This is a genomic window from Paenibacillus sp. FSL R10-2734 (assembly GCF_037963865.1).
Taxonomy (GTDB): domain Bacteria; phylum Bacillota; class Bacilli; order Paenibacillales; family Paenibacillaceae; genus Paenibacillus_AQ.
On the sequence record NZ_CP150170.1, the window covers coordinates 1,897,754 to 1,917,699 of the forward strand.

A 19,946-nucleotide genomic window follows, 5' to 3' on the forward strand; every position below is an offset into this window, starting at 1 on the left:
GGTTTCCGGAAAAAGATTCAAAGGTGGTGAACGCTCCATGTCCAAAGCAGAGATTACTTCATGGGACAAGAACATTCTCCAGGTCTCGGTGCCCATGGATTCGCCCCTTCGTCAGGTGAACAGCTACATTCTTCCTGATGAAGATGGCAGAATTACTATTATCGATCCCGGTCCGCGCAGCCCGGACACAGAGAAGTGCTGGCTTGGTATTATGCAGGAGCTGAACTTGTCGTGGAAGGATGTGCGGGATATCCTCGTTACGCATCATCATCCCGATCATTACGGATTAGCTGGCTGGCTGCAGTCGCAGAGTGGCTGTAAGGTGTGGATGACGGAGCGCGCTCATGCGGAGGCTAGGTTGATGTGGGGCGAAGGTTCTGGTGATGATACGGATGAATATAGAGGTAAAGATGTAGGTAATCATACGGGAAAAGATAGAGGGAAAGATGTAGGAAACGATACTGAGAATGGTGTAGACAATGATGTTGGAATAAATGAGATCTTACCGGTTAATTTCATCCGGCATGGAATGACGGAGCAGTGGTCGAACGGGATTAAAGCACATTTGGAAAGCTTTAATTCTCAAGTGGAGCCGCAGCCTGTCGTGTCTTATCTGAATGTGGCGGAGCCCTTCAGGATGGGTTGCCGTGAATGGCAGCTTATCGTAACGGGCGGACATGCCCCGGGGCATGTGAGTCTGTATCATGCTGGCAGCGGGCAAATGATCTGCGGGGATGCTGTGTTGCCGCAGATCTCGCCCAATGTCAGCCTGCTGCCAGGCAGCGATCCGCAGCCGCTGCAGACGTTCCTTCAGGGGCTGCGGGAGCTGGGCAGCTATTCGGTAAGCATGGCGTTCCCAGGACATCGCGAGCCATTCGCTGGCTTCGCGCAACGGGTAAACAGCCTGCTTGCTCATCATGAGGAGCGGCTGGATACCGCGGCGGCCCTGCTAGTTAGCGGCCCGCTAAGCGGATTCGCAGTGTGCGAAATCCTGTTTCGCAGCCGAGTAACCACCGTTCACCAGATGCGCTTTGCGATGAGTGAGACATTGGCGCATTTGGCGGAGTTGGTGCGCCGGGAGCGAGCGGTCATGCTGGAAGTGGACGGTGGATTTTTGTTCGCTGCGCCTGAAAGTGTTGGAGAGCATTTCAGTTAGAGTATCTTGCGAGATCGAAGTGTAATGGAAAGTTAAGGAGCAGTCCTGCTTGTGGGGAATGCTCTTTTTTTATTTGAGTAACTAATGTATAGAGAAGATTAAGTGTTAAAAACCGGATTTAAGTGGTGGTGGGAGTGATTTGGTGTGTGTAATAGTTGGCGTTACTCGTGAGATAGGGAACTGTTGTTACAGGCAGATATTTGTGCGAGAAAGGCTTTTAAATAAAGAAAGGGCTCATGAGATAAGAGGTGCTGGATAAGGCATGGCTGATTGGAGGCAAGAAGTGCTGAGTAAGGCGTGGCTGGATTGGAGGCGAAAAGTGCTGAGTAGGTAAGGATAGATGATGTAGGGAGCAGCTTAGTTAGAGGATTTTTGGGAAACGAAAGTTAATGTCAGGTTATGGTTGTTGGGTGGAAGTATCTGAGTTAATGAGTGCCGTGCTGATGGTTAGATGGAAGTTACTTGAGTTACTGAGTGAGATGAAGATGGTTGGTGGAAGTTACCTGAGTTACTGAGTGCGATGCTGATGTTTGGTAGAAGTTACCGGGGTTACTGAGCGCGATGCTGAAGGTTAGATGGAAGTTACTTGGGTTACTGTGTGCGGTTGATGATGGTTGGTGGAAGTATATGAGTTATTGAGTGCGATGCTGAAGGTTAGCTGGAAGTTACTAGAGTTACTAAGTGAGATACTAAAGGTTGGATGGAAGTAACTTGGGTTACTGAGTGCGGTGAAGATGGTTGGTGGAAGTTATCAGAGTTACTGAGTGCGATGCTGAAGGTTAGATGGTAGTTACTTGAGTTACTGTGTGCAGTGAAGGAGGTTGGTGGAAGTTACTTGGGTTATTATGTGCGGTGATGATGGTAAGTTACTTGAGCTATAGATTCAGCATATGCGAAATTTAGTTAGAGTGAGGTAATAGTGAAGTTAGCGGGTTCGCACTCTTTAGTCATCGTTCCAGTGTCCCACCGTCCCTCTGTACCATTATCTTCCTTTCTATCCTTCGATTGCTTCCCTAATCATTCGTTAGCATAAGGATTCGGACTCAGATGATGCTATTCGTGGATTTTGGAGCTTTTGAGGTTAGTATCGGACCGGAGAGGCGTTATTACTAGTGCAGAGTAGTGTGTTCGGTCATTTTTGAGCGAATAGCGTCTCTGGAGTCCGAAAGTCTTCAAATTTAGGGTGATTATTGAGTATAGCGTCTCCTGAGTCCGAATGCGTGGGAGAAACACTTGTTGCGGAGTAACTGAGTATGGATAGTGAGTGATTATAGGGAATTCCTCCCTATAATTTTGGGTTTAATGATTCTAGAGCTGATTATAGGGAATCTCTCCCTATATTTCTACTGATTTGGCTATAAATTGGGGTTTTCATAGAGATTATATGGAAGAATTCCGTATAATCCTTGGATTTGAGCCGAAATCGTTATTTTATAGGGAGGAATTCCCTGCTATGAACGAATTAGTCAATACCCCTGTTTTCCCCTTTAAACCAAAGGGTTTTCAATTCCTTGGGCACAGAGACAAAATGCGAGTCGTCGGCTGGCAATCTGCTATCCGTGGGTTGGTTACCACATATTATGCCTACGTCGAAGGAGCTTCCGCAAACTAATTTCGCACGTCAGATCTGGGATCCTGTGCATAGGGAATTCACGGATTCTCCTCGTACCTTTCTCTTTGTCTCCATGCCCCAAGAATTCAAATCTTTTGGGTATACTTTTTGTGTTTTTTTCATTTCACCTACGCCATTTTCCGTTCTGCATCTACCGCTATTGACCAGATGAATCCAACTAACTCACGACCTACCGCAGCCATAGTTAAATTTCGGTGTTTCCCACGTCTGACTAACTTTAAATACTTGCTGTGTAACCGTTCTTGGGCTTTCCACGACGTTTCATGGACATGAGCACTCTGACCCTCTAAGCGCACTGCTAAATCTCCTTTAACTGCAGGACGGTGACGGTAACTCCATGCGGACTCCACCAGTGCACGTCGCACACCGGAATTTCCGGTTTTTGTAAGACTTCCTCTTTTGGTACTTGCTCCCGATGAATACTCCCGTGGCACTAGTCCCAGGTAACTCATGAGCTGAGCCGGTGAACGAAAACGCTCAAAATTTCCAATCTCGACAACTAAAGTCATAGCCGTCAGCAGGGCAATTCCCCGCAGACCTTGCAACGCTTGAATGACAGGTGCGTATGGACAGATCTGTGCTTCTTCTCGCATTGCGGCTTCAAGTCGCTTGATTCGCTCCTCCACTTCCCGGAGCTGTTGCAGGGATTCCGCGAAAACTTTTTCTTGAGCTACATTATTAAACTTCAACATAGACAGCCATTCCCGGTACCTTTTGGTCCAACGTTTTTTCATGCCTTCTGGCTTGTGAATTTGGTGACGCAACAGAAAATGAATGAGCCGTTGCCGAACCCGATGTAAGTCCTGCCTAGCATCTTCTCGTGCACGAATGAGATCTCTTAAGGCTTCGAGTTCAGGAGTCGGCACATGGATCGCAGTCAATTCTCCTGCGCGGTGCAGTTGAGCCAGTTTTTCAGCATCCCGTCGATCGGTTTTTATAGCATCGCCGGGACGCTGTGGCATACGCGAAGGTGCGATTACCACGCAGGAAATCCCCATTTTCGTCAGCCAGCGATATAAGTCGTACCCCGTAGGCCCGGCTTCATAGCAGACCTCCAGTGTAATCCCTGTACCTTTGATTTTCCGAATCATTCGAGCCACAGCATCTGGGGTATGAGATATGGCTCCATAATATCGTGCGGGTTCTCGACCCTCATCTGCAATCGCCACCGCAATTTTTTCTTTTGATACATCCAAACCTACGTATTTTATGGTATTCTTCATATTAACAGCTCCTTTCGCATGTAGCTCTGAAATGGTTGTCCTTCAACTTCCATTTTAACCTACGGTGTGCGAACAGGGGCTGCCTTTCGTTCATCATAACTATAGCCAACGAGCCCAACGAGCCCAACGAGCCCAACGAACCCCAAAAAAGCGATTGTCTCAGCAGCCCGCAGGGCTTGTGAAACAGTCGCTTTTTTCTCAGAGTTTCATTTGGTGTGTCTAAAACTCTCTACTCTGGAGTTTCATCTGGTGTATCTGAAACTCCTCATTCCGGAGTTTCATCATACTCCGCGAGTTTCTTAGCGGCTTCTTCACGATCCTCCGGTGTATGAGGCAGATCAAGCTCAATTTCGCGCTCCGCTTGTTTGCGGTGGGCGATTCGGCTGCTTGCTGCGGCCGCCACGGCGCCGACGATGTCGTCGAGGTAGGTGTGGATCTGTCCGGTGTCTTTGTCATTTAATCTTTTAAGAACGCCCGGCTTCAGCTTATCCACATAGCCATAGTTGGTAAAGCCAATACTGCCGTATACGTTCACGATAGAGAAGGCAAGAATCTCATCTACGCCGTACAATCCCTCATCATTTTCGATCATATCCTGAAGTGGGGAGAACAGCTTGCCCTCTTCTGCCAGTACATCTAATTGAATACCTGTTAGTACTGCATTTTGTACTTCCCGCTTGCTGAGTACCATCTCTACATTATGGATACATTCATCCATCGTTAAATTTGGATAGTATTTCTGTTGCAGAAACAAAACGAGCTCCGCGATTTCCTCCAGGGTTACTCCACGCTTGTTCAGCCAGTATTTGGTCGCATCTGCGACCGCCTTGCTGTTCAGACTGTAAGGTATTTTTTCGATTTTTTCATCAGCCATGATTCAGTCACCTCGTTGTTTAGTAAGTCATTTCATTACAGCAAACGTTAGTAGGATGTTAAGGACTGTTGTTATCTCAGATTGTACGTTTACCGGAAGTAATTGTCCAGCGAGGGGAGTTTCAGTGAACTGAAATTCAGGCCCCGCGTGACATGAAGAAGAAGCTCACAGGCTTTTCCAACAATTTAGGATAAGCTGTTGTTATTTTTTGGACAAAGGTCTCGTATACATAGCAGTACAAATGATATCTAACCTTGAAAGGGGTAATAAATGATGAAACCTATGCAACAAATCCGCGGGATCTCCGCAGTCTGCTTACTCGCAGTTCCATTGGCACTGTCTGGCTGTGGGCTGTTTGGTTCAGAATCGGCATCGATTGATGCTCCGCCACCAGAGGTAGAAGCGCAAATGTTACAGACTAGTGGAAACACTACTTTGGATTCAGGTGTATTTGGTCCGGTGGCACAGGAGGATACACAGACAACTGTTAAGGGCAGCACCAAAACTCCTCAGAGCAGTGCTTCCGGAGACCGGACAACTGTATTTTTGGAAGATGGTAATGGATTACTCGCTCCGGTATCCCTAAGCCTGCCAAAGAGTAAAGATTCCGCCGCACTCAAAAACTCGTTAATGGCACTAGTGAGCAAGGGAGAATATGCTTCAGCACTGCCTGAAGGATTCAAAGGCGTTCTGCCAGCTGGAACGGAAGTACAAAGTATTACGGTAGACAAGTCGAATTTGGCGGTTGTTGAATTTAATTCAGAATTCAATAACTATGATCCTTTAGAGGAACGCAAAATCCTCGAAGCAATCACTTGGACGCTGACCGGTCAAGATAACATTAAAAGCGTACAGCTCTGGGTAGATGGTAAAAAGCTCACAGAGATGCCTCTTCAAAGCACGCCGCTGGATCGTCCATTATCCCGCACAATGGGCATAAACTTGCCGAAGCAAGGACCACTTCTGATGAACTCAAGTGCGGTTACTGTTTATTTTTCTACAACATCTCCTGATGGTATCCAATATTATGTACCTGTAACCCGCTTTGTACCCGCCGGACAAGAACAGCTGACTGCAGCTTTAAACGAATTGATTGCAGGACCTGAATCCGGAAATGGGCTGGAAATGGTCATGACGCAGGGAACGATACTTGAATCTGTAGATGCTGGGCAGAACGGTGTAGTTACCGTATCCTTGACGGATGATATGTTCGCAGACGGTAAGGGCGTACCGGCCGAAATGCTGGAATCGGTTGTGCTGACTGTTGCGCAAAATTCAGACGATGCCCTTGTGCAAATTCGCTTAAACGGCAAGGAGTCGATTACAGATACGGATAATGTAGATTACAGCAAACCCGTTTCCGCACCAGAATATTTGAACGAGCTCCCGTTATAGAATGACCCCGTAAGGTTAAAAAGATGCTTTTGTGCCTCCTCTTTGGTAGAATAAAAGTTGCTCAAAAAGACGTAACGTCCCAAGCCGTGTGCTACGGGGAAACGGGACTCGCGCTAAACTATTTAGCTATACGATGTAGGAGGCAGAAAAGATGAGATCAAACGGGCGAAACGACGACCAATTACGGCCGCTAACAATAACGACCCAAACGAATAAATATGCTGAGGGCTCCGTGATCATTGAGATGGGAGATACCAAAGTCATTTGTACGGCTACTGTGGAAGAAAAAGTACCTCCTTTTCTTAAAGGACAAGGAAAAGGCTGGGTAACCGCTGAATATTCGATGCTTCCTCGGGCAACTCAATCCCGTAATCAGCGCGAAGCTGCACGCGGAAAGCTTACTGGACGCACCATGGAAATCCAACGGCTGATCGGACGAGCGCTTCGTTCCGTAGTGAATTTACAAGCGTTAGGCGAGCGTAGTATTACGCTGGACTGTGATGTGATTCAGGCAGATGGTGGTACGCGGACCGCTTCGATTACGGGTGCTTTTGTTGCTATGGCATTTGCTATTAACAAAATTGCACTTCAGCACAAGCTGGCTGTATTTCCTATAACAGATTTTTTGGGGGCAATCAGTGTCGGTGTTGTAGGGGATAAAACGCTGCTGGATTTGAATTATGAAGAGGATTCCAAAGCAAAAGTGGATATGAATGTAGTCATGACAGGCGGCGGTGCCTTTGTTGAACTACAGGGGACAGGCGAAGAAAGACCTTTCACTCGTCAAGAGCTGGATCTTTTGCTAGGTCTAGGTGAAAAGGGAATCTATGAGCTAATTGCTGCGCAGAAAGAAGCGCTGGGAGCGATTGCTCTCAAAATCCCTTCCGGCCAGCCAGGCCAAGAGGTGTAGCATGAAGTCTGACGGCGGCATTCTCATTGTTGCGACGAAGAATAAGGGGAAAGTACGCGAATTCGAGCATGCTTTTGCCCCGCTGGGGCTGACAGTAAAAAGTATGTACGATTATCCGGATCTGCCCGATGTGGTAGAGGACGGAGCCACTTTTGCCGAGAACGCCTTTAAAAAATCCAAAGCGGTAGGCGACGCTCTAGGAATCCCGGTACTAGCAGATGATTCGGGTCTTTGTGTAGATGCTTTGGATGGCAAACCGGGTGTATACTCTGCACGTTATGCAGGGGAAGATGCGGGAGATGAAGAGAACAATCTAAAGCTGCTTAGCGAGCTTGAGAAGCTGAAACAGGGCGAGGATACCGGACAGCCTTTGCTAAGTACAGCCCGATTTGTTTGTACATTATCCTTATACGATCCAAGTTCGGGACGTGATCTAACCGCTGAAGGTACGGTGGAAGGCTGGATCACATCCGAACCTGCTGGTGGTGGAGGGTTTGGCTACGATCCGTTGTTTTACTTGGCAGAATATGAAAAGACAATGGCCGAGCTAACGCTGGAAGAGAAGCAGCGAATCAGCCACCGGGGAACTGCACTGCGCTTGCTGACGGAGAAGCTGGCAGCTGCAGATGACTTGAATTCCTAATCCAAGCGCTCCATGCGGACGCATGAGAGATGTAATAAAGAAGCTTGCAGGCCCAAGGTGTAAACCTTGGCTTGCAAGCTTCTTTTGGTTATAAGGCTAAACTTATAATTTTAATGGATTAGTTCAGCTTCCAGAGTGCGGGGGTTGCTGTCGGTTCCCAGCCCAGAAGTGAAGTATGGGGCTGTAGACATGTATACGTTATACCATTGTAGCTAACCTTATCACCTACTTTGTATGCAACTCCCGCTGCCCAGACCGATATACCCGGACTCGGCGTTACGGTTGGCGTTGAAGTGGGTGTCGCGGTTGCAGTCGGCGTTGGTGCAACGGTTGGTGTTGGAGTAGGTGTCGCAGTTGCAGTCGGCGTTGGTGCAACGGTTGGTGTTGGAGTAGGTGTCGCAGTTGCAGTTGGCGTTGGTGCAACAGTTGGTGTTGGAGTAGGTGCTATGGTTGCTGTCGGCGTAACGGACGGTGTGGTTGTCGGTGTTGCCGTTGGTGACGCAGATGGCGTTGCTGTAGGAGTAGGCGTTGGCGTGATGCCTCCATACAGCTTGTCGTATTCCTGCTGGGAGGAGCTTCCGTTCAGCGTAATTCGCTGCGGGCCGCCCGAGAAATTCAGCTTCATCATGCCCGGAATTTCTAGTGTGGCTCCGTTTGCAATGGCTTGGGATGCCGTCCCGGTAATACGATAGCGGTTAAAGTCCCATGCCGTAGAGATTTGCTCTACTGTACCAGCTCCCCATGCAGAGGTCAGGGTTGTTGTAGTCGGTAGATCGAATTCTAGCTTCCAGCCACCGGGAATATCCGCGCCTGTGTTATTGGTTATTTTCAGGGAGTAAGTGTAATTCGGATGATCGTAAGCACCACTGAAGCTAAGACTGAAGTTCGTAGGCGCAGGTAGTTGTGGCTTTGGAAGTCCACCTGGCAGAGAGGCTGACTTAAGCTGGTCGTAGGCAAAATCGGTCAACGAGTTGCCATACGTATAGGTGCCATCACTTTTTTCAGAGTAGTCGCCTGTCAATTCCCAGAACATCATCCCTCCTAAGCCTTTTTGCTTGATATAGTCCAGTTTGTAGCCGAGAGATTCCTTGTCTTCATACGTAAGAAAAACCCTCTTATCTGCGTTGTACAAGTATGGGGTTTTGGTAACAGGATCGAAGAAACGCTTATTAGCTGGATCTTTGAGCAGATTCAGCACATGCCAGATTGGATTTGCGCCAGCCGGCTGCTCTGGTGCAGGATCATTCCAGATTCCGTATACGCCGTCGGCTCCACCTCCGGTTGTAGGAGCTGTACCGTAAAGACCTGTGTTGTTGATTCCTCCATTCACATTCTTCCAGCCTCGTGAGTAATAAGGAACTCCGATGACGATTTTTTCCGGAGGGAGCGTTCCTAAATAGTATCGAACGGCCCAGTCAGTATTCAGAACCGGAGTGCCTAGCGCTACTGTTTCGGTATCGCGAGAATCCGGGTACAGGGCGGAATGCGGCCCTACATATCCGTTCCACGCGCCGTGGAAATCATAGGTCATGAGGTTCGCCCAGTCTAAATACTGGTTAGCTTCCCCTAGCTTCATCCCACCTAGAATCCAGGAGGAGGCAGTTGCGGCTATGGTTAGGTCATATTTCTGATTGTCCTGTGCGCCAGCCTGATCTAGCTTTTCGCGGAGCTTTTTCATGAGAAGAACATAGTTATTGTAGTTCACTGTGCGCAGCGGCTCAGCCACACCGAAGTCATTCGGGTTACCTGACTGGCCAGTACCGGATGGGTACTCCCAATCAATGTCCACACCGTTGAACTGGTAGGTACGTAGAAAATCCACGACGCTATTCGCAAACGCCTCGCGGCCAGCCTCCGAATTGGCCATGTTATAAAAGCCACCAGACCCCGACCAGCCACCAACCGAAATCAGGGTGCGGACATCGGGATATAGCTGCTTATATTTTACGAGCTGGTTAAAATGTCCTTTATACGGTAAATTGGTCAGCTGGTCAGGGTAATCTTTTTCGATGGCTGCTGTACGGTCCATCAATTCAATCTTATTCGTTTGAGTGTTTACCTTGGCGAATGCATAGTTAATGTGAGTGATCTTACCCCACGGTATTTTGTCGACGGTATAAAATCCTTTATTCTCCTGATCTCCCCACTCAGGGAAGTAAGCAACAATCTTACGAGGATGATCTGCAGCCGGAGCGGGAGCAGCTGGCGTTGTTCCTGCTGCTAAGGCCACTTGTGACGATCCACCTGCACTTGTGTAAAACGGAAGCAGAATGATGGCGCTCAGTAAGGCCGCAATGTAGCGTGCGGACTTACTACGCCTAGTGCGTGTACTTATCTTCATTTAACATTCCTCCAAAAGGGATAATATTACTGCGGGAGTAGATAGGAACGGTGATCCTTTCGCGCAAATTGGGGGTCTTAACTCAACTTCCAAAGAGCGGGCGTTGTCGCCGGTTCCCAGCCTTGTAGTGAAGTATGGGGCTGGAGGCAAGTATACGTTTTGGCGTTGTAGCTAACGATATCACCCGTTTTGTACGTGATTCCTGCTGCCCAGCTAGAAACCTCAGGAGTTGGTGCTACAGTTGCAGTTGGCGTCGGAGTTGCCGTCGGGGCAACTGTTGCAGTTGGAGTCGGTGCTACAGTTGCAGTTGGCGTCGGAGTTGCCGTCGGAGTCGGTGCTACTGTTGCGGTTGGTGTAGGAGTTGCAGTTGGTGCTACAGTTGGAGTTGGTGCCACGGTTGCCGTTGGCGTCGGAGTTGCTGTTGCTGTTCCGCACACGCTGATGAACTTCCAGACTCCGGTAGCACCGCTAAGGTCAGGACGGTCGCCTTGTGTCCACCATTTGGCTTCATAGACTGAGCCGTTGTAAGAAACTTGCTGGCCGCCAGTATATATGGCTGTCTGGCTCCATACCGCTGCACATTGTCCCGGAGTAGCCGTCGGCGTTGGAGTTACCACTGGTGTAGGTGTTGCCGATGGAGTTACTGTCGGCGACGGTGTTGCAGTCGGAGTCGGAGTTGGCGTTGGCGTTACCGTCGGAGTCGGTGTTGGCTGCACCACTCCGCCGCCAAGATCGGCGTTTAGTTTGTTGGTCAGTGTTTTGTTCCGGTCACCACTGGTCTCCCAGAACATAGCGCCAGCAAGGCCCTTTGATTTGAGATAACTGATCTTATGGCCAAAGGATTCTACGTCGTCATAGCTGATATAAGTTTGGTTCGTTGGATTATAGAGATAAGGCACTTTTGATGTGTCATTCCAATAACGGGTATAACCGTTTTTGTTAATGTAATTAGCTTCGAGGTCGTAGAAATCGTAGCTCCCCTTCTCCCATGTACCCGTGGATGAAATACCAGAGGACAATTGGTATTGGCCATTTCCTGCTGCAGGAGCGCCTCCCCAACCACGGCCATAAAATCCCATACCAAGAACTAACTTGTTCGCAGGTACGCCATTGGCTAAATAGCTAGTTACCGCGTTGTCGATGTTGAAGTTTTGCGGTTCGGTCAGGCCTGATGCAGAGGCGGCAGGATCATAGTACAAAGGAGCATTGTGACCTGTGGTCTTATTCCAGCTTCCATTGAAGTCATAGGTCATAATATTGATCCAATCAACAATGGAAGCAATATCTGCAAGATTATTGTTGCTGACGTACGTCGGGCCTGCACCGGAAGCGATGGTCAGCAGGTAGGTTTTGCCGTCGGTCTGGCCAGCAGCATTTAGCTTCTCACGGATTTTTTGCAACAGAAGGATATAGTTCTCCTTGTCTTCGGGACGATAGTTGTTGCCTGCAAGCCCACCGCTGACAGGGTACTCCCAGTCGAGATCGACTCCGTCCATTTTATATTTACGAATGAAGTCTACCGCAGAGTTGGCAAAAACCTCACGGGTTACGGCCGTGGCCGCCACATCCGAGAAACGATTCGACCAGGTCCAGCCCCCAACGGAGATTAACGTTTTCAGGTTCGGGTTCTTTTCTTTCAGCTTCCACAGCTGCTTCAGGTTACCTTTGATGGGGTCATCCCATTTGTCATCCCCGAAGCTCTTTCCGGTGTCAATCCACGGGTCACCCAGCACAATCGTGCCGTTCGGAACGTTAATGGTCTGTGCCTGCTCATTTTGACAGCTCCAGGTTACCGGATTCGGGCCAGTAGGGTCGGGATTGCCGTGAATGCCATTCCAACAAATATCTGCGAAGGCGTAGTTAATGACATTCATTTTGGTAGGATCGATATCTGTTACATTGTAAGCCCGCCCGTAAGCAGCCCAAGAAGCGTAATAACCAACGAGTTTATAATCCTGTGCGGCGTTGGCCGTTTTGGCACTACTACCCAGGGCTGAAAAAAGTGTAAGAACAAGCGCAGCGATCATCGCGATCGCAAAGGTTTTGCGTGAACTTTTTTTCATGAATATCATTGATTTTCTACCTCCGAGGTTCAATGTGTAGTTCGAAATTCTTTTCGGCAAGAGATCCCGACGTTCACCTCCCATATTTTGAAATTCACCTGTACCTGCACCCTTGCGTATCTCTCATTCTACTGACATCCAATTCATAGATTTAACAGCGAAAAAATAGTTGTTCATTTGAACCCTTACACGTTAGGTAAGCGCTTTCTAAACTACTGTTCTAAAGCTTCGCTTTTGATTAACTAGTAGATGTAACGCTGTCGGTAGAGGTTAGGATGAGTAGAAGAGTTGGTTTGGGGTTGAATAATTAGGTTTGATTACATATTTATGGGTGAAGGCATTTCTTATTTTCAAGCATAGAGAGCGATTATACTAGGGATAAAATTCGGTAATATAGGGGGACATTTTTCTAATTAATGGATACTTGTGTAGAGAAAGTCTGATAGAGAGTGTGCATGTCCTCTTTTTCAGGAAGCTAATGAAGAACACATAACCTTCGCTGTAATGAATATAAATGATATACATGTCTGAATTTTTGGCGGAATTTCGTAAAGCATCGCTGTGTCTTTTTGTTTTATGAGGATCATACGGAAGGTGGTGGGTGCACCGATGGTTGTGTGGGTGTTTTGGTTGATCGCAGCCGGTGTCCTGTTTGTGGTAGAGATGATGACGCTTACTTTTTATCTGCTATGGCTTAGTATTGGCGCATTGGCTGGAGGACTGGTGTCGTTATTCGTTCCCGAATCTATTTTGTTACAGGTGGTCGTCGGATCACTGGTCGCTCTGGGTCTAACTGTATTCTCGAAGCCACTGGTTTCTAAATTTCGCAGCTCACGTGGGTTCAAGGATACCGGTACAGAAATCGTCGGCAGGCAAGGAGTCGTCATTGAGCCGATTGAGCAGGGGCGCTACGGGCAAGTGAAGGTAGGCGGAGATACGTGGAGCGCGAGCTCTGATCAGTCTCTGAGCAAGGATGAAGTGGTAAGAGTAGTGAAAAGAGGCACAACCATTATTGAAGTAGAACGATGGGGGGACATGAACTAATGGAATGGGCAATTATTGCAATTATTGTGGTGGTAGTCGTAGTGTTTGTGGCATTAACGGTCAAGATCGTACCGCAGCAGCGGGTAGGTGTTGTGGAGCGGCTAGGTAAATTTAATCGTTTGCTAACACCGGGTCTGAACATTCTAATTCCTGTGATCGATCAAGTGCGTACGTTTCACGACTTACGGATTCAACAAGCGAATGTGCCTCCGCAAACGGTAATTACAAAGGATAACGTGCAGGTGCAGATCGACACGATTATTTTCTATCAGGTAGTGGGACCAGAGGAAGCCACGTATGGTATTTCTGATTATGTATATGGGGTAAGGAATATTTCAACGGCAACGATGCGGCAAATTATCGGTAAGCTGGAATTAGATGAAACGCTGTCTGGGCGTGAAAAAATCTCAACGGACATTCGCCTGGCACTGGATGAAGCTACAGAGAAATGGGGCGTGCGGATCGAGCGTGTGGAAGTCATCGATATTAAGCCACCGCTAGATATTCAGGAAGCAATGGATAAGCAGATGAAAGCGGAGCGGAGTAAACGGGCGATTGTCTTGGAAGCGGAAGCTGCCAAGCAGGATATGATCCTGCGTGCAGAAGGGGATAAGCAGAGTAAGATTCTGAAAGCGGAAGGTGACAAGGAAGCGCGTATCCGCCAAGCAGAGGGTTCACGGCAGGCACAGGAGCTGGAAGCCAACGGTGAAGCTAAAGCGATTATAGCGGTGGCCGAAGCGGAAAAATCACGCATTGAGCTGATTCGCTCAGCAGGCCTGGATGAGCAAGTACTCGCTTATCGCTCCTTCGAAGCATTGGCCGAAATCGCCAAAGGTCCTGCGAATAAAGTGTTCTTGCCTACAAGTGCTGTTGAAACGCTGGGAAGTCTTGGAGCGATTGCTGAGGTATTCAAAGCGAGCAAGGATAGTAAATAGATTTTACAATTCGCGTTTCTTCCGTTAAAGTAAAAAGCAAAAACAACCTTATGCATAAGAAGCTATTGTTGTTCATGCATACTTTGAAGGAGAGAAGCTACCGTGACACAAAAAGAAATCTCACCACTAGTTGAACTGCTCGGACTACAGCCCCACGTTGAGGGTGGTTGGTACAAAAGACTTTGGAACTCCGAATTTGAAATTCCGCAGGAAGTGCTTGGTGATAGCTATTCCGGATCGCGCCATTCGGCATCTTCGATTTATTTTTTGCTTCATGAGGGCGAACAATCTGATTGGCATACGGTTTTGTCCGATGAAGTTTGGTTCTGGCATTCCGGTAGTCCAATAGTGCTTAGTCTCGGAGGTAATGGAGATAAGCCTGAGAATGTGCAGGAAGTTATTCTGGGTCTCGACATTGCTGCAGGTCAACAGCCGCAGGTCGTAGTTCCAGCAGGCGTATGGCAGGCGGCTCGTCCGTTAGGCTCAGAACCGGTACTAGTATCCTGTATTGTTTCTCCTGAATTCCATTTTGATGATTTCAAACTGATTGAGAAATAAAGCGGTGCTCCTTTCAAAACGGTAAACAAAAAAAGTAGCGAGTCTCCTATCTTGGGAGGCTCGCTACTTTTTTTGTTTCACCCCAAATATTAAGTCCTCTTGTACCATAAATGCACAATGTAAAAATCCTCGGAGTCTTGTAAATATCCTCTATTCCGGTAGAACCGGGCAATTTATATGATGGAGTTACTAAAAACAAACGAACAAGGGGTTCGTAAGTGGAAGGAGTAACACCATGAAGCCAAATTTAGAAACTAATCTCTCTCTACACAAGTCAAAGCGCGGATTCGGGTCAAGATTGTCCGAATTGGGAAGTTCATCAAATTTCGTAGGCTACTTGTTTGTCGCCCCCATCCTGATTTTGATGGGAATCTGGTTTTATTACCCGCTGATACAATCTTTAATCTACAGCTTTCAGGACATCAGCTTCCTAAATCCGGATGCGGCGAAATTTATCGGACTCGGAAACTATGTGGAGATTGTTCAGGATAAGGATTTCTGGACGGCCTTGAGCCATTCCTTATTACTGACAGTAGTAGCGGTACCGTTGCAAGCGATCATCGCCTTGGTGATAGCAGTGAACCTAAACAAGGTGATGCACCTTAAAGGTGTGTTTCGTACACTGTATTACATGCCTTATATCACCTCAACCATCGCGGTAACGACCGTATTTATGTATTTGTTCATGCAGAATGAAGGGATTGCAACACAATTGCTGACTTGGTTTGGTTTCCCCGACGTTTCATGGTACGCCAACGTCAAGTATGCACTTCCATTCTTGATGATTCTTACCGTTTGGACGTATGTGGGATTCTACATGGTAGTGTACTTGGGTGGATTGCAAACCATTCCAAACGATATTTATGAAGCGGGTCGTGTGGACGGAGCGAACGGATGGCAGCAGTTCTGGAAGCTTACGGTTCCTATGCTGAAACCGGTGACATTTCTTGTCATAATGTCCGGAATTATTAACGTCATGCAACTGTTTGATCAGCCGTATGCTTTAGCGAGAAATGGCTCGCTTGGAAGTCCGGCTGGCGCAACGAGCACAATCGTAACTTATTTCTATAGCCAGGCTTTCAGCTTCAACCGTTCTGGTTATGGTAGTGCTGCAGCATTTATTATTTTCGCCCTTATTATTGCGCTGTCTATGCTTCAAAAACGCTTTCTTAAGGAGGAGATTTAGATGATGCTTAACCGGAAAACTCAAATTTTACGCTATGTACTACTGTTCGCATTCTCCATATTTTTCGTCGTGCCATTTGGTTACGCCATCTATACTTCGCTTTTGTCCAAAGCAGACATCGGCCATCTTGTGCTGCCAAGCCAGTGGACATTTGAGAACTACAGGGACATTTTCGAAACCTCCGATATATTGATTTGGTATAAGAACTCGATCATCGTAACGTTCGGAATTTTGATTGGTAACTTGTTTGTCAATACGACGGCTGCTTATTCCTTAGCTCGTATTAATTTTCGGGGCAGAGGTGTAGTGTTTTTCCTAGTGATCGGGATGATGATGGTGCCTTACCAAGTGATGATTATTCCGATTTTTTCCATGATCGTTGATTTGAAATGGCTTAACAGCTATCAAGGTCTTATTATTCCATTTCTATTTCAGGGCTTCCTCGTCTTTCTAATGCGTCAATTCTTTTTGACTGTGCCGAAGGAGCTTGAAGAAGCGGCAGAGGTTGACGGATTGAGTAAGATCGGTATTTTCTACCGGATCATGCTTCCGCTATCCAAAGGTGCAATTGGCACACAAATAATATTCAGTTTTACCGGCACATGGAACTCTTTCGTATGGCCGGTGACCTTGGTGAATGACAGCCGTTGGTATGTAATGACTGTTGGTCTGAACACACTTAAGAATCGGTATTTTGAATGGCCAAACCTTACGATGACTGGTGTTGTACTCTTGACCCTGCCAATCATTATCGTCTTCTTAATGTTCCAGCGCCATATGGTGCAAGGAATTGCCACTACAGGACTGAAAGGCTAATTCAGAATAGTTCAGACAGGGGGATGCAAAGTGATTGATTATAAAGGGCTAAGTGCGCTAGATGACGGTTGGGTGATTGCGGAAACAGAGTTTGATGCTAGATTTTTAGGGAAGTTTGAAACTATTTTTTGTCAGGGGAATGGATATCTTGGGCTAAGAGCCGCTACGGAAGAGACTTATCCGGGTGAACGCCGTAATTTGTTTGTTGCTGGAGCGTTTAACCGCTTTGCCAATCAGGAGGTTACAGAGCTTCCGAATGCCGCAGATATGGTGCAGCTTGATATCCGTTTGAACGGTAAACCATTTCATTTGGAAAAAGGAAAGATTCACAGCTACCGCCGGGAGCTGGATTTACGGCAAGGAGAGCTCCGGCGTGACATCCTCTGGGAGGATGAACACGGCGATCAGTTCAAACTCTCCTTCCGGCGGTTCGTATCACTACAGGATCGGCATCTGATGGGCATGCGGGTTGAAATAACCCCGCTGTCGAAAGCCGCGGAAATTTCTATTTCTTCCGGTATTAACGGGCAGATGACAAATTCCGGCGCACAGCATTTTATAGAAGGGGAGCGGCGGGTGTTTGATAAAGAGCTGCTCCAGCTTACCGCAACGACTACGGAATCAAATATTGAATTTGTACATACCTGTGTCCACCAGATTTATGAGGAGGGCGTACGTCTTACAACAGCGCCAACTCCGAGCATGGATCGCAGAAAGGTGACACTGACCTATAAGCTGAAAGCGGAGGTTGGCAGATGCATCACACTGGATAAGGTGGCTTCGGTGCATACGAGCCTTGATAAGGAGTGGCGTGATCAGGATACCGCCCGGGAATATCTAAGCAAGACGGCAGAAAAAGGCTTTGATGGTCTTTTCAATGAAAACGAGCAGGCTTGGAAAAGTGTATGGGCTAGAACCAACATTGAGATCAAGAGCAGCGACGACTTTGATCAGCTAGCTATCCGTTTTGCACAGTATCATTTGCTTCTGATGACACCTGCTCACGACAGCCGCTTCTCTGTCGGGGCCAAGGGACTGACAGGAGAAGGATACAAGGGACATGTATTCTGGGACACAGAAATCTTTATTTTGCCTTACTTTTTGTACATGGAGCCGCAGACAGCACGCAAGCTGGTGAAGTATCGCTATCATACCTTGAAAGGCGCCAGAAAAAATGCGCGCGACAAGGGTTATCGCGGCGCGATGTACCCTTGGGAATCCGCAGCAACTGGCGAGGAAGAGACTCCTGAATGGGGCCCTGTAGATGTTGTTACCGGAACGCCAACCTATATTTGGACAGGCAAAATCGAGCAGCATATTACAGCTGACGTGGCATATGGCGTGTGGCATTATTATCAAGTCACTGGTGATCAGGAATATATGGATCGGTACGGATATGAGATTATATTCGAAACAGCTACCTTCTGGGCAAGCCGGCTAGAGTGGAGCGATAAGGAACAGAAATATCATATCTGTGATGTGATTGGTCCGGACGAATATAAAGAACATGTCTCCAACAATGCATTCACCAACTATATGGCTTATTGGAATATGACAAAAGCAATCGAATGCACACACAAGCTTATGCAAGTGCAAAGCGATGTTTACTTGACCTTGGAAAGTCAGTTGGCTCTATCCGAGCGGTTGAAGGAATGGGAGGATAAATCCAAGCTGATCTATCTGCCGCAGCCGGATATGCATTCGCTCATCATTCCGCAGGACGATACTTATTTGAACAAGCAAGTTATTGATCTAGAGAAGTACCGTAATCAGGAACAGGTGGCTTCCATTCTTGCCGACTACAGCATGACTCAGCTCAGTGAAATACAGGTATCGAAGCAGGCAGATATTCTCGTCTTGTTTTACTTGCTGGAGGACTGGTTCTCTAAAGAGACTAAAGCGGCGAATTGGCATTATTATGAGCCGAAAACGTTGCATGACTCTTCGCTCAGCTTATCCACGCACAGTATGCTGGCAAGCGATGTTAATGAAGTGGAATTGGCTTACGATATGTTTGCCAAGGCTGCCCGCATTGATTTGGGAACAAACATGCATAGCTGCGATGAAGGTATTCATACAGCTTCAATTGGCGGCATTTGGAAGGCAACGATCATGGGCTTTGGTGGGGTTCGTTCCTGGGAAGGTAAACTTCGCCTTAACCCGAAACTTCCACAGGCTTGGGAGCGCTTGTCATTCCCGCTTGCCTGGCAGGGTGAGCGTCTGCAGGTGACGGTTACCCGTGGCAAGCTGGAGGTGGAGCGCCTAACCTCAGGATTGGGTGAGCTTACCCTGCTCATTCATGGCCGGGAATACATGTTGAAGGATCGTATCGTTGCAGACTTAGAGGAGGCTGAGCGAAGTGAATAAAGAACATCGAGAGATTCAAGCCGTAATTTTTGATCTGGACGGAGTAATTACCGATACGGCGAAATATCATTATGAAGCGTGGAAGCAGCTGGCGGAGGAATTAGGTATTCGCTTTGACTTGGAATTTAATGAGCAGCTTAAGGGGATCGACCGTATGGCTTCCCTGGAGAAAATACTGAGTCAATTACCGGATCGCGGCGCAGCCTTCACTTTGGAACAAAAACAGGAATGGGCTGAACAGAAGAACAACAACTATCAACGTTTGATTCAGACTGTGGATGAATCTGAAATATTGCCAGGCATCCTGGATTTGTTCCATGATCTCGAGTATGCCGGAATACCGATCGGGCTGGCTTCGGCCAGCCGTAATGCCGGCACACTGCTACGGCAGTTGAAGGTAGAGTCATATATTCATGTGATTGCCGATCCGGAAAGCGTAGCCCATGGGAAACCGGCTCCGGATATTTTTCTGAAGGCAGCGGAGGAACTAGGGGTTGATCCACGTTATTGTGTTGGAGTAGAGGATGCAGAGGCTGGAGTTCAGGCGATAAAAAGTGCGGGGATGTTTGCCGTAGGGGTTGGTGATGCTGAGATTCTATCGAAAGCCGACTATATTGTCTCGGAAACATCGAAGCTATCTTTGTCCGAGATCCAGCAGCATATGGCCGATCGCTAATTTTAAGTTAAATCTCAAAATACTATGTAAGCTGAACGAATTCGTATGAATAGTTCTGCTTACATAGTTTGCTATTGAAGCAAACAAAGATATGGCATAAGATTGATTCGTCATAATATAACAATT

At 47.5% G+C, this 19,946-nt stretch carries 15 protein-coding genes; 11 read left to right on the forward strand and 4 right to left on the reverse strand.

Annotated features, from left to right (window positions below):
* Positions 1-37 precede the first annotated feature (37 nt).
* Entirely contained in the window at positions 38-1,156 is a 1,119-nt protein-coding gene (locus NSS67_RS08465) for an MBL fold metallo-hydrolase (RefSeq protein WP_339319142.1), read from the forward strand.
* A 1,740-nt stretch (positions 1,157-2,896) separates the two neighbouring features.
* On the opposite strand, the gene NSS67_RS08470 is transcribed toward NSS67_RS08465, so the two are convergent.
* Together NSS67_RS08470 and NSS67_RS08475 are read right to left on the reverse strand one after the other, a co-directional pair.
* Positions 2,897-4,012 (reverse strand): IS110 family transposase, encoded by a 1,116-nt coding sequence (locus NSS67_RS08470; RefSeq protein WP_339315492.1) that lies wholly within the window; start codon positions 4,010-4,012, stop codon positions 2,897-2,899.
* A 265-nt stretch (positions 4,013-4,277) separates the two neighbouring features.
* On the reverse strand, positions 4,278-4,886 hold the full coding sequence (locus NSS67_RS08475; RefSeq protein WP_339319143.1) for a phosphatidylglycerophosphatase A: 609 nt from the start codon (positions 4,884-4,886) through the stop codon (positions 4,278-4,280).
* 273 nt (positions 4,887-5,159) lie between these two features.
* Here NSS67_RS08475 and NSS67_RS08480 point away from each other — a divergent pair, with 273 nt between their 5' ends.
* The 3 genes from NSS67_RS08480 (at position 5,160) to NSS67_RS08490 (ending at position 7,834) form a co-directional block, all read left to right on the forward strand.
* Positions 5,160-6,281, forward strand: coding sequence for a GerMN domain-containing protein (locus tag NSS67_RS08480; protein WP_339320544.1), 1,122 nt, complete (start codon positions 5,160-5,162; stop codon positions 6,279-6,281).
* A 151-nt stretch (positions 6,282-6,432) separates the two neighbouring features.
* Positions 6,433-7,191: a ribonuclease PH gene (gene rph, locus NSS67_RS08485; protein ID WP_339319144.1), complete on the forward strand. Its 759-nt coding sequence runs from the start codon at positions 6,433-6,435 to the stop codon at positions 7,189-7,191.
* A gap of 1 nt (position 7,192) precedes the next feature.
* On the forward strand, positions 7,193-7,834 hold the full coding sequence (locus NSS67_RS08490; protein ID WP_339319145.1) for an XTP/dITP diphosphatase: 642 nt from the start codon (positions 7,193-7,195) through the stop codon (positions 7,832-7,834).
* Positions 7,835-7,952: 118 nt separating this feature from the next.
* Here the strand turns inward: NSS67_RS08490 and NSS67_RS08495 are convergent, their stop codons facing one another.
* Both NSS67_RS08495 and NSS67_RS08500 read right to left on the reverse strand, forming a co-directional pair.
* Positions 7,953-10,175, reverse strand: a complete 2,223-nt coding sequence (locus NSS67_RS08495) for a glycosyl hydrolase family 18 protein (protein ID WP_339319146.1) — start codon at positions 10,173-10,175, stop codon at positions 7,953-7,955.
* A gap of 77 nt (positions 10,176-10,252) precedes the next feature.
* Positions 10,253-12,247: a glycosyl hydrolase family 18 protein gene (locus NSS67_RS08500; RefSeq protein ID WP_339319147.1), complete on the reverse strand. Its 1,995-nt coding sequence runs from the start codon at positions 12,245-12,247 to the stop codon at positions 10,253-10,255.
* A 567-nt stretch (positions 12,248-12,814) separates the two neighbouring features.
* On the opposite strand from NSS67_RS08500, the gene NSS67_RS08505 reads away from it, so the two are divergent.
* The 7 genes from NSS67_RS08505 (at position 12,815) to pgmB (ending at position 19,820) form a co-directional block, all read left to right on the forward strand.
* A complete protein-coding gene (locus NSS67_RS08505) occupies positions 12,815-13,282 on the forward strand; it encodes an NfeD family protein (protein ID WP_339319148.1) in 468 nt (155 codons plus the stop codon).
* On the forward strand, positions 13,282-14,217 hold the full coding sequence (locus NSS67_RS08510) for an SPFH domain-containing protein (RefSeq protein ID WP_339319149.1): 936 nt from the start codon (positions 13,282-13,284) through the stop codon (positions 14,215-14,217). Before NSS67_RS08505 ends, NSS67_RS08510 begins: the two co-directional genes overlap by 1 nt.
* A 102-nt stretch (positions 14,218-14,319) precedes the next feature.
* The gene (locus NSS67_RS08515) at positions 14,320-14,775 is read left to right on the forward strand and encodes a cupin domain-containing protein (protein WP_076286056.1); all 456 of its coding nucleotides are present in this window, start codon (positions 14,320-14,322) and stop codon (positions 14,773-14,775) included.
* 235 nt (positions 14,776-15,010) lie between these two features.
* Complete coding sequence (locus NSS67_RS08520; RefSeq protein ID WP_339319150.1) at positions 15,011-15,961, forward strand: sugar ABC transporter permease; 951 nt, start codon at positions 15,011-15,013, stop codon at positions 15,959-15,961.
* Complete coding sequence (locus NSS67_RS08525) at positions 15,962-16,777, forward strand: carbohydrate ABC transporter permease (RefSeq protein ID WP_313636632.1); 816 nt, start codon at positions 15,962-15,964, stop codon at positions 16,775-16,777.
* A gap of 30 nt (positions 16,778-16,807) precedes the next feature.
* Complete coding sequence (locus NSS67_RS08530; protein WP_339319151.1) at positions 16,808-19,144, forward strand: glycosyl hydrolase family 65 protein; 2,337 nt, start codon at positions 16,808-16,810, stop codon at positions 19,142-19,144.
* Positions 19,137-19,820: a beta-phosphoglucomutase gene (gene pgmB / locus NSS67_RS08535; RefSeq protein ID WP_339319152.1), complete on the forward strand. Its 684-nt coding sequence runs from the start codon at positions 19,137-19,139 to the stop codon at positions 19,818-19,820. Before NSS67_RS08530 ends, pgmB begins: the two co-directional genes overlap by 8 nt.
* Positions 19,821-19,946: the final 126 nt, after the last annotated feature.